The following is a 5,004-nucleotide window of genomic DNA, read 5'->3' as shown; positions in this document are numbered from 1 at the left end:
TAAACACAAAATAAAAAATAACACAAAACCAATAATCATCAATCATAGACTGCAAAGGTTTTCAGGTCACGCTGAAAAGAAGACAAAGAGCTAAAATAAAGTTCATTTTAGCCTTTTGTGATTTGTTTATTTTACAATAAGCACAGGTATATCTGATTTGGACGATAATTTTTCACTTACACTGCCAAATAGCATTTTTTTTAATCTGCTTTGGTCACGTGCTCCCATGACGATGAGGTCTGCTGATATTTCTTCAGCATATTCGATAATTGCTTCCGCAGGCTCCCCTTCAACAATTTCAATGGTAGCTTCAAACTGCTCTTCATTCAAAAGCATCCTCGCTTCTGCAACGACCTCTTCTGTATGGTCTTCAAAAATCAAGGGACTTTGCTGTTCATCATGAGGTACATACACAGGGGGTGTTTGAAGGTCTGCCATGCCACCTCCGATATAAGCGCCGCCAGTCATTGGGCGCGGTGCATCAAACATCTGTCTGCTGGATTTCCCATCATGGGAATAGACAACGGTCAGCTTGGCATGCAAGGTTTTGGCTAAAGCGATTGCTTTCTTTAATGCTTTCTTACTGTCTTCATGTCCATCAAACGCAACGACCATCCGATCAGCTTGAAACAATGTCCTCATTCCTTTCAAAAGGAGTCTTTACACTCATGGTATACCCGTTATCAGAAAAAGATACACATGAGAGGAATTGTATTTTTGTTAGAAAATTTCATTTATTGAAAAATATTTATTGACAAAATAGTGACAGCCACTATAAGATAAAACAAGATTCAAGAGCCAAAAGGAGGAAATGTCATGTGCAACATTGGAAGAATGAAACCAAACTTCATGAACGGGCTTCACGTGACAATTACACCTTCATTGGTCATTGAAAAGGAACTTGTATGTTCCAATTGATCGGATGAATCAAGGCGTATGTTGCGTATTTGTCAACATACGCCTTTTTATCATGTAAAAAAGAGGCGTACCAGTCAGCTGGTTGCCTCTTTTTTGTTGTTTACATTTCGTATCTCGAAATAAAGAAGTGGAAAGCAGCAATCAAATGAAGAGGAGTGAAAGCATGTGAACATGCCAAAAGCAAGACAAACGATCAAAGATCAAAAAACGAAACAAGGTGACAGCCAGGAAAATATAGAAAGCGGCTAGCTTTAAAAGGAGAGACAAACATGTTTTCAGTATTTGCGAAATTAGGCTGGTTCTTTAAACAAGAGTGGAGGCGGTATACAATCGCCATTACACTGCTGCTCATTGTGAATGTGCTTGAAATGCTGCCACCGAGATATCTAGGTCAGGCAGTGGATGACATTCGTTCTGGTCAATTTACCACATCCAGCATTGTATTTTATGTGACCATTTTTTGCTTACTCGGTGTCCTCGTCTATACGCTCACGTATTTTTGGATGTATCAGTTATTTGGAGGCGCGAATGTCATGGAACGTGTGATGCGCGGAAAACTCATGCATCACTTATTGAAGATGACACCTACTTTTTATGAAAAGAAAAAAACCGGTAACTTAATGGCCTTAGGCACAAATGATTTGAACGCTGTCGCTTTAACGACAGGCTTTGGTGTTCTGACATTGGTTGATTCCACTGCTTATATGCTGATGATCTTTTTTACGATGGGGCTGACGATTAGCTGGAAATTAACTTTCATGGCCATTATTCCGATGCCGCTAATGGCCATTTTGATTGCGTTTTATGGCAGCAAAATTCATGCTCGGTTTACAGTCGCTCAAGATGCATTTGGTGATATGAATGATCGTGTACTGGAATCAGTTGCCGGTGTTCGAGTCATCCGGTCTTTTGTCCAGGAAAAACAAGATGTCAATCGCTTTCGCGAAATGACAGAGGATGTATTTCAAAAAAATATGCGAGTGGCGATTATTGATTCATTATTTGAGCCGACAGTGAAATTACTTGTTGGCATTAGTTACTTAATCGGCATCGGCTATGGGGCATATCTTGTGTTTCAAAGTGACCTAACCATTGGTGAACTTGTCGCATTTAACGTCTATCTTGGGATGATGATCTGGCCAATGTTCGCAATCGGTGAACTGATTAATATCATGCAAAGAGGAAATGCCTCATTAGACCGATTGAATCATACACTCAGCTACAAGCCTGATGTAACAGATGCAGCTCAGCCTAAAACGTTACAAGAGCCGGGTGATATTCAATTTGAACATGTGACGTTCAGGTATCCAACTTCCTCTAAAGATAATTTAATTGATGTGTCCTTTACTGTGCGAAAAGGACAGACGATTGGCATTACAGGGAAAACTGGAAGCGGTAAAACAACGATTGTTAAACAGCTCCTGCGGCAGTATCCGACAGGTGCTGGAAAAATCCTGCTTTCAGGTGTTCCAATTGAAGACATCGAATTGGATCAGCTGTTCCAATGGATTGGCTATGTTCCACAAGATCATATCCTTTTCTCCAAAAGTGTTGAAGAGAATATGCGTTTTGGTCACATGGAAGCGAGGGAAGATGAATTAGCACAAGCCATCAAAGATGCCTACTTTGAAAAGGATTTACGTTTTTTGCCTGAAGGGTTAGAAACCATGGTTGGGGAAAAAGGTGTGGCGCTGTCAGGCGGACAAAAGCAGCGGATTTCCATTGCTCGCGCGCTATTAATTGATCCTGAGATTTTAATTTTAGATGACTCGTTATCTGCGGTTGATGCGAAAACAGAAACTGCTATTTTAGAGAATTTAAGACAAAACCGTCGTGGAAAAACGACTTTTATTACAACACACCGTCTATCAGCTGTTGAGCATGCGGATCTTATTCTTGTAATGGAGGAAGGACGCATTGTTCAAAAGGGAACCCATCAAGCGCTCATTCAGCAAGATGGATGGTACAAAGAACAGTTTCTGCGTCAGCAGCTGACAAATCAGCTGGAAGGAGGGGATGAGGCATGACAACAGGAAGAAGACTCCTTGCCTACGCACTCCTATATAAGAAAATATTGTCTGTTGCCTTGGTCTTTTTAATCATTGCGGTTGGTGCTGAATTGACGGGACCATTCATCGGGAAGAAAATGATTGATGATCATATTTTAGGTGTAGAAAAACCGTATGTTGAAGTAAATGAAAAAACAGATCAAACCGTTTATTACCAGGGAAATAACTATATACGAAACGATCGCTTAAAGAATGAAAATGAATCTGGAAAGCAAATCAACGTGGTGCAAGTTGGGTTTGGCTACTATGTTGTGAATGAGCCTATTCGTTTTGATGGAAACCGGACGATAACAGGAAATCAACTCACCATTGAAAATGGAAACGAGCGCAAGACCTATGAGGTACAGCGTTTATCGAAAGAAGAAATTTTTGCTTTTTATCAGCCGGAAATCAGTGGTTTGGTGCAGCTTGTTCTATTTTATCTAGGGCTGCTCATCATTGCGATTTTCTTTCAGTATGGGCAGCATTATTTGCTCCAGCGCATTGCCAATCGGATTATCCAAAAGATGCGGGTCGACGTGTTTGAACATATTCAAACATTGCCCATCCGATATTTTGATAATTTACCGGCTGGAAAGGTTGTAGCACGGATTACAAATGACACAGAAACGATCCGTGATTTATATGTGACAGTTCTCGCTAATTTCGTCACAAGTGCCGTTTACATGATTGGCATTTATATCGCCATGTTTTTATTAAATGTGAAACTGGCGCTCATTTGTTTAGTGGCTGTGCCGATCATTTTCCTATGGTCGATGACTTACCGAAAGTTTGCATCAGTATATAATCACCGTATTCGTTCCATCATCAGTGAAATCAACGCTAAGCTAAATGAAGCCATTCAAGGCATGACGATTATTCAAGCATTTCGTCATGAAAAAGCAACGAAAGAAGAATTTGATGAGCTGAATAACAATCACTTTCAATATAAACGAAAGATGCTGCATTTAAATTCACTCCTTTCACATAACCTAGTCAATTTGCTTCGCAATTTAGCGTATGTAGCACTCATTTGGTACTTTGGTGGCGCATCCTTAAGTGCGTCAGGCATTGTGTCCATTGGGGTACTCTATGCGTTTGTTGATTATTTAAATCGATTGTTCCAGCCGATTACAGGCATTGTAAATCAATTTTCTAAATTAGAATTAGCAAGGGTTTCATCTGAAAGGGTTTTTAGATTACTAGATGAACCAGGAACTGAAGTGGAAGAACCTGTGCAGAAGAAAATAGAGGGACACGTTCAGTTTCAGGATGTCACCTTTGCGTATAATGAGGGGAAAAATGTATTAAAGAACATCACCTTTGAAGCGAAAAAAGGTCAAACGGTAGCACTCGTTGGACATACCGGTTCTGGGAAAAGTTCGATTATGAACTTGCTGCTGCGTTTTTATGATATTCAGCAGGGAGACATTCTTATTGATGGAGAAAGCATTTATCAACAGTCGCGCCAAACTTTACGTCAACATATGGGCATTGTTCTACAAGATCCATATTTATTTTCTGGAACAATTGCATCCAATGTCAGCTTAGGGAATGAAGACATTAAACGAGAAACCATTGAAACATCGTTAAAGCAAGTTGGCGCGGCAGAACTATTAAAGCATTTGCCTGAAGGCTTTGATGAACCAGTCGTTGAAAAGGGGAGCACCCTTTCCTCGGGGGAGCGTCAATTGATTTCATTTGCCCGTGCACTGGCATACGACCCAGCAATCTTAATTTTAGATGAAGCGACTGCTAACATCGATACAGAAACAGAAGCCATCATTCAGCGAGCGCTTGATGTGGTCAAAGAAGGGCGAACCACCTTTGTCATTGCACACCGTTTATCCACCATTAAGAAAGCTGACATGATTTTGGTGTTAGAAAAGGGTGAGATCGTCGAGCGGGGAAGCCATGAAGGGCTCATGGAGCAAGGCGGGCTGTATGCACAAATGTACGAATTGCAAAAGGGAGCTGTGGCTAGCAGCTGATAAAAAGAGCCGTCATATGAAGTGCACCCCAAATATTAGACACAGTC

3 protein-coding genes are annotated in these 5,004 nt (G+C 40.7%); 2 read left to right on the top strand and 1 reads right to left on the bottom strand.

Translation table 11 applies throughout. The features are described from left to right. Positions 1-126: 126 nt before the first annotated feature. Positions 127-633 (bottom strand): universal stress protein, encoded by a 507-nt coding sequence (locus BA1_RS17900; RefSeq protein WP_008362069.1) that lies wholly within the window; start codon positions 631-633, stop codon positions 127-129. 554 nt (positions 634-1,187) lie between these two features. Between BA1_RS17900 and bmrC the strand changes: the two genes are divergently transcribed. Beyond that, on the top strand, positions 1,188-2,945 hold the full coding sequence (gene bmrC / locus BA1_RS17895; protein WP_008362067.1) for a multidrug ABC transporter ATP-binding protein BmrC: 1,758 nt from the start codon (positions 1,188-1,190) through the stop codon (positions 2,943-2,945). Next, positions 2,942-4,957, top strand: coding sequence for an ABC transporter ATP-binding protein (locus tag BA1_RS17890; RefSeq protein ID WP_008362065.1), 2,016 nt, complete (start codon positions 2,942-2,944; stop codon positions 4,955-4,957). Before bmrC ends, BA1_RS17890 begins: the two co-directional genes overlap by 4 nt. The last annotated feature ends 47 nt before the right edge of the window (positions 4,958-5,004 follow it).

Source organism: Bacillus xiamenensis (assembly GCF_000300535.1).
GTDB lineage: Bacteria > Bacillota > Bacilli > Bacillales > Bacillaceae > Bacillus > Bacillus xiamenensis.
This window is presented reverse-complemented; position numbering and strand designations above follow the sequence as displayed.

Coding starts and splice junctions, on each gene's coding strand:
- bmrC (WP_008362067.1), top strand. CDS start 1,188: ATGTTTTCAGTATTTGCGAAATTAGGCTGGTTCTTTAAACAAGAGTGG.
- BA1_RS17890 (WP_008362065.1), top strand. CDS start 2,942: ATGACAACAGGAAGAAGACTCCTTGCCTACGCACTCCTATATAAGAAA.